Here is a 5,281-nt window from a genome sequence, read left to right as displayed (position 1 = left end):
GCCACATGGACCGGCGCCTGCCCCACCTGCCACCGCGACATACCCACCCCGACATCAACCTGACCAAGCACTACTAGCCGTTGTGGCAGCGTCCCAGCGTCTCCCGGACGAGCCGCCCGGCCCCGCCCTCCCCCGCCGGCGCGAGCAGGCACGACAGCGCGAGCCGCACCGTGAGCTCGCAGTCGCGGGCGAGCGTTCCCGGCGCCGTCCGGGACCTCGGCCCGCCCGCCGCCCCGAGCACGGCCACGGACCGGTCGCGTACGGCGGCGACGAAGTCCGCCGGAGCGGGCAGCGGGCCGTCCGCCCTGCGCTGCGCCGGTACGGCCGAGGTCGACGGCACGGCGGACAGGGTCGGCGCGGGCAGCCGTTCGCTCCAGCAGCCGGTGAGCGCGGCGCGGACCAGGGGGCTGCGGCGGGCCGCGGTCACCGTCCAGTCGGCGAGCGCGCCGAGGCCGCCTTCGGTGAGGGCGCGGTCGACTCCGGCGAGGTAGGCGTCGGCCTCCCGGCGCACCAGCGCCCGGGCGAGCCCCTCCTTGCTGCCGAACTCGTTGTACAGCGTCTGCCGCGAGACCCCGGCGGCGACCGCCACGTCGACCATCCGCACACCGGGCCAGGGACGTCTCGCGAGCGCCTCGTACGCCGCGTCCAGCAGTGCATCCCGCGCCGCAGCCATCGCCGCCTCCCCGGGCCGGCGGGCCCCGTCCGGCCCGTGCCGCCAGAGTTGACGCGCCCGCGGGGGCTGTCAAGGGGCCGCGCCCCCGCACGTCCCGCTCACCGGGCGTGGGACGGACGCCGGGCCCGGTGGCTGGGCGCGGACCGCGGTCGATACTGTGCAGCCATGCCCGACTACCACGATGATCTGCGTCTCGCCCACGTCCTCGCGGACGCGGCCGACGCCGCGACGATGGACCGGTTCAAGGCTCTCGACCTGAAGGTGGAGACCAAACCGGACATGACGCCGGTGAGCGAGGCCGACAAGGCCGCCGAGGAGCTGATCCGCGGCCAGCTCCAGCGGGCGCGGCCGCGTGACGCGGTCCTCGGGGAGGAGTACGGCATCGAGGGAACGGGCCCTCGCCGCTGGGTGATCGACCCGATCGACGGCACCAAGAACTACGTGCGCGGCGTGCCGGTGTGGGCCACGCTGATCTCCCTGATGGAGGCGGGCGAAGGGGGCTACCAGCCGGTCGTCGGTGTCGTCTCCGCCCCGGCGCTCGGCCGCCGCTGGTGGGCGGCCAAGGGGGCGGGCGCGTACACCGGGCGCAGCCTGACGTCCGCGTCCCGGCTGCACGTGTCCAAGGTGGGCCGGATGGCCGACGCCTCCTTCGCGTACTCCTCGCTGAGCGGCTGGGAGGAGCAGGGGCGGCTCGACGGGTTCCTCGACCTCACGCGGGCGGTGTGGCGCACGCGCGGCTACGGCGACTTCTGGCCGTACATGATGGTCGCCGAGGGGTCGGTCGACGTCTGCGCGGAGCCGGAGCTTTCGCTGTGGGACATGGCGGCGAACGCGATCGTGGTGACCGAGGCGGGTGGCACCTTCACGGGGCTCGACGGCCGACCGGGACCGCACAGCGGCAACGCGGCGGCGTCGAACGGCCTCCTCCACGACGAGCTGCTGAGCTATCTCACGGCGCACTGAGCCACTTCACGGCGCGCCGCGCGCCCCGAAATCACCTCCCGCACCCCCTTGTTGCCGCCTTCCTTCGCTGCGATTCTGAGAGTCCCCCCACTTGTGAACTTGTGAATCGCTTCTCGTGCCCGCGCGCGAGGGCGAACCCGCAAGGTCCAGGACAGGAAGGCGGCTCCATCATGCTCGTCCGCGACGCCATGAGCACGGTGGTCCTCACCATCGGCCCCACCCACACCCTGCGCCAGGCGGCGCGGCTCATGTCCGCGCGCCGTGTCGGAGCGGCCGTGGTGCTCGATCCCGACGGCTGCGGCATCGGCATCCTGACCGAGCGCGACATCCTCAACTCGCTGGGCAGGAACGAGAGTCCCGACCGCGAGACGGCCGGGGCCCACACCACCACGGACGTGGTCTTCGCCGCCCCGACCTGGACGCTGCGGGACGCGGCCGAGGCCATGGCCCACGGCGGATTCCGGCACCTGATCGTGCTCGACGCCCGGGAGCCCGTCGGCGTCGTCTCGGTCCGCGACATCATCCGCTGCTGGGTTCCGGCGCGGCTCGGCGTCTGAGAAACACGCGGGGCCGGTCCCCCGAGGGGAACCGGCCCACGTGTTCAGCGCCGGCCTTGCGGGTCAGCGCAGGTCGAACCGGTCGAGGTCCATGACCTTGGCCCACGCGGCGGCGAAGTCCTGGACGAACTTCTCCTTCGCGTCGTCGCTCGCGTACACCTCGGCGACCGCGCGCAGCTCGGAGTTCGAGCCGAAGACGAGGTCGGCGCGGGTGCCGGTCCACTTGACGGCGCCCGAGGCGTCCCGCGCCTCGAACTCGTCCTGCGCGGGCGACGTGGACTTCCACTGCGTGTCCAGGTCGAGCAGGTTGACGAAGAAGTCGTTCGTCAGCACGCCCGGCTTGTCGGTGAGCACACCGTGCTTGGAGCCGCCCGCGTTGGCGCCCAGGACGCGCAGACCGCCGACGAGGACGGTCATCTCGGGCGCGCTCAGGGTGAGCAGGTTCGCCTTGTCGACCAGCAGGTACTCGGCCGGCAGGCGGTTGCCCTTGCCGACGTAGTTGCGGAACCCGTCGGCCTTCGGCTCCAGCGCGGAGAACGACTCGACGTCGGTCTGCTCCTGCGAGGCGTCGACACGGCCCGGCGAGAACGCCACCTCGACCTCGACACCGGCGTCCTTGGCCGCCTTCTCGACCGCCGCGTTGCCCGCGAGGACGACGAGGTCGGCCAGCGAGACCTGCTTGCCGCCCTTGGCGTTGAACGACTCCTGGACGCCCTCGAGGGTGCGCAGCACGTGGGAGAGCTCGTCCGGGTTGTTCACCTCCCAGCTGCGCTGCGGCTCCAGGCGGATGCGACCGCCGTTGGCACCGCCGCGCTTGTCGCTGCCGCGGAAGGAGGAGGCGGCGGCCCAGGCGGTGGAGACGAGCTGCGCGACCGTCAGGTCCGTGCCGAGGATCTGCTCCTTGAGGGCCGCGGCGTCCGCGGCGTCGATGGCCTCTCCGGTGGCCTGCGGCAGCGGGTCCTGCCACAGCAGCTCCTCGCTGGGCACCTCGGGGCCGAGGTAGCGGGCGATCGGGCCCATGTCACGGTGCGTCAGCTTGTACCAGGCGCGGGCGAAGGCGTCCGCGAACTGCTCCGGGTTCTCGTAGAAGCGGCGCGAGATCGGCCCGTAGATCGGGTCGAAGCGCAGCGAGAGGTCCGTGGTGAGCATCGTCGGACGGTGCTTCTTCGACGGGTCGAACGCGTCCGGGACGGTCTCCGGGGCGTCCTTGGCCACCCACTGGTGGGCGCCGGCCGGGCTCTTGGTGAGCTCGTACTCGTACTCGAAGAGGTTCTTGAAGAAGCCGCTGCCCCACTGGGTCGGGGTGTCGGTCCAGGTGACCTCGAGTCCGGAGGTGATGGCGTCCTTGCCGACGCCCGTGCCGTGGCCGCTCTTCCAGCCGAGGCCCATCTGCTCCATCGGGGCGGCCTCGGGGTCGGCGCCGACCAGGTCCGCGTCGCCCGCGCCGTGCGTCTTGCCGAAGGTGTGGCCACCGGCGATCAGCGCGACGGTCTCCTCGTCGTTCATCGCCATGCGGCGGAACGTCTCGCGGATGTCGCGGGCCGCGGCGATCGGGTCCGGGTTTCCGTTCGGGCCCTCGGGGTTGACGTAGATGAGACCCATCTGGACCGCGCCGAGCGGGTCCTCCAGCTCACGGTCGCCCGTGTAGCGCTCGTCGCCGAGCCAGGTCTGCTCGGGGCCCCAGTACACGTCCTCGTCGGGCTCCCACGCGTCCACGCGGCCGCCGGCGAAGCCGAAGGTCTTGAAGCCCATCGTCTCCAGGGCGACGTTGCCGGTGAGGATCATCAGGTCGGCCCAGGAGATGGCCTTGCCGTACTTCTTCTTGACCGGCCACAGCAGGCGGCGGGCCTTGTCCAGGCTCACGTTGTCCGGCCAGCTGTTGAGCGGCGCGAACCGCTGCTGTCCGGTGCCGGCGCCGCCTCGGCCGTCGCTGATGCGGTACGTACCGGCGCTGTGCCAGGCCATGCGGATCATCAGGGGGCCGTAGTTGCCGAAGTCGGCGGGCCACCAGTCCTGCGAGGTGGTGAGGATCTCGGCGATGTCCCGCTTGACCGCCGGGAGGTCGAGCGACTTGAACGCCTCGGCGTAGTCGAACTCCTCACCGAGCGGGTTGGCGACCGCGGGGTCCTTGGCGAGGATCTTGACGTTGAGGCGGTCCGGCCACCACTGGCGGTTGCCACCGCCCTGGGTCGGGTGCGGCGCGCGCCCGTGGGCCACGGGGCAGCCTCCGGCCTCTGCGCCCTGCGATGTCGCGTCTGCCGTTACTTCGTGCTTGTCAGACATGAGGTGGTCACCGTCCCGGTGGCGTTGTTTCTACCTGTACCTGTCCTTGGCCAGAGCCAATTCCGATCCTACAATGGACAATGTCTAAGTCAAGCAGGGCTCCAAAGTCACACCCGTTCGGGACCTTGGTCCCCCGACTGTTAGGCTTTTCTTCATGAGTGACCTGTTGGAACGACTGCGCGGACGCGGCTGGCGGATGACCGCACAGCGGCGTGTCGTGGCCGAGGTCCTCGACGGGGACCATGTCCACCTGACGGCAGACGAGGTGCACGCCCGCGCCGCGGCCAGGCTTCCGGAAATCTCACGGGCCACCGTCTACAACACGCTGGGCGAGATGGTTTCGCTCGGCGAAGTCATCGAGGTCGCCACGGACAAGCGCGCCAAGCGCTACGACCCGAACGCCCACCGGCCGCACCAGCACCTGGTCTGCGGCCAGTGCGGCCAGATCCGCGACGTCCACCCGAGCGGCAACCCGCTGACGGACCTGCCCGCCTCGGAGCGCTTCGGCTTCACGATCTCGGACGTGGAGGTCACCTACCGGGGCCTGTGCCCGAGCTGCGCACAGGCGGCGTAGCGCCGTAGCGCACGACTTCCGACCGGACCCAGGGCCCGCGCCGTTCGGCGCGGGCCCTGTCGCGTCGCACAGCACAGGACGGCGACGGCGACGCAACGGTCGACCTCGCGCACGCCGAAGGGCCGGAACCATTCGGTTCCGGCCCTCAGACCTGTCAGTAGCGGGGACAGGATTTGAACCTGCGACCTCTGGGTTATGAGCCCAGCGAGCTACCGAGCTGCTCCACCCCGC

Annotated in this window: 5 protein-coding genes and 1 tRNA gene; 3 read left to right on the top strand and 3 right to left on the bottom strand. The window is 71.4% G+C overall.

The features are described from left to right. Window positions 1–73 precede the first annotated feature (73 nt). Window positions 74–673 (bottom strand): TetR/AcrR family transcriptional regulator, encoded by a 600-nt coding sequence (locus tag OFY01_RS14640; RefSeq protein WP_266599971.1) that lies wholly within the window; start codon window positions 671–673, stop codon window positions 74–76. Window positions 674–838: 165 nt separating this feature from the next. Between OFY01_RS14640 and hisN the strand changes: the two genes are divergently transcribed. Then, entirely contained in the window at window positions 839–1,636 is a 798-nt protein-coding gene (hisN, locus tag OFY01_RS14635; protein ID WP_266599970.1) for a histidinol-phosphatase, read from the top strand. Between the two features lie 170 nt (window positions 1,637–1,806). Continuing rightward, window positions 1,807–2,193, top strand: a complete 387-nt coding sequence (locus OFY01_RS14630; RefSeq protein WP_266599969.1) for a CBS domain-containing protein — start codon at window positions 1,807–1,809, stop codon at window positions 2,191–2,193. 63 nt (window positions 2,194–2,256) lie between these two features. Here OFY01_RS14630 and katG read toward each other — a convergent pair whose 3' ends face one another. After that, window positions 2,257–4,476: a catalase/peroxidase HPI gene (katG, locus tag OFY01_RS14625; protein WP_266599968.1), complete on the bottom strand. Its 2,220-nt coding sequence runs from the start codon at window positions 4,474–4,476 to the stop codon at window positions 2,257–2,259. Window positions 4,477–4,630: 154 nt separating this feature from the next. On the opposite strand from katG, the gene OFY01_RS14620 reads away from it, so the two are divergent. Continuing rightward, window positions 4,631–5,050 carry a Fur family transcriptional regulator gene (locus tag OFY01_RS14620; protein ID WP_266599967.1) on the top strand — a complete coding sequence of 140 codons (420 nt, stop codon included), beginning with the start codon at window positions 4,631–4,633 and terminating at the stop codon, window positions 5,048–5,050. A 158-nt stretch (window positions 5,051–5,208) separates the two neighbouring features. On the opposite strand, the gene OFY01_RS14615 is transcribed toward OFY01_RS14620, so the two are convergent. After that, a tRNA-Met gene (locus OFY01_RS14615) sits at window positions 5,209–5,281 on the bottom strand.

The organism is Streptomyces beihaiensis (assembly GCF_026274175.1).
GTDB lineage: Bacteria > Actinomycetota > Actinomycetes > Streptomycetales > Streptomycetaceae > Streptomyces > Streptomyces beihaiensis.
The sequence above is the reverse complement of the archived record's forward strand: the minus strand, read 5'-3'. Positions and strand labels throughout refer to the sequence as shown.

Coding starts and splice junctions, on each gene's coding strand:
- OFY01_RS14630 (WP_266599969.1), top strand. CDS start 1,807: ATGCTCGTCCGCGACGCCATGAGCACGGTGGTCCTCACCATCGGCCCC.
- katG (WP_266599968.1), bottom strand. CDS start 4,476: ATGTCTGACAAGCACGAAGTAACGGCAGACGCGACATCGCAGGGCGCA.
- hisN (WP_266599970.1), top strand. CDS start 839: ATGCCCGACTACCACGATGATCTGCGTCTCGCCCACGTCCTCGCGGAC.
- OFY01_RS14640 (WP_266599971.1), bottom strand. CDS start 673: ATGGCTGCGGCGCGGGATGCACTGCTGGACGCGGCGTACGAGGCGCTC.
- OFY01_RS14620 (WP_266599967.1), top strand. CDS start 4,631: ATGAGTGACCTGTTGGAACGACTGCGCGGACGCGGCTGGCGGATGACC.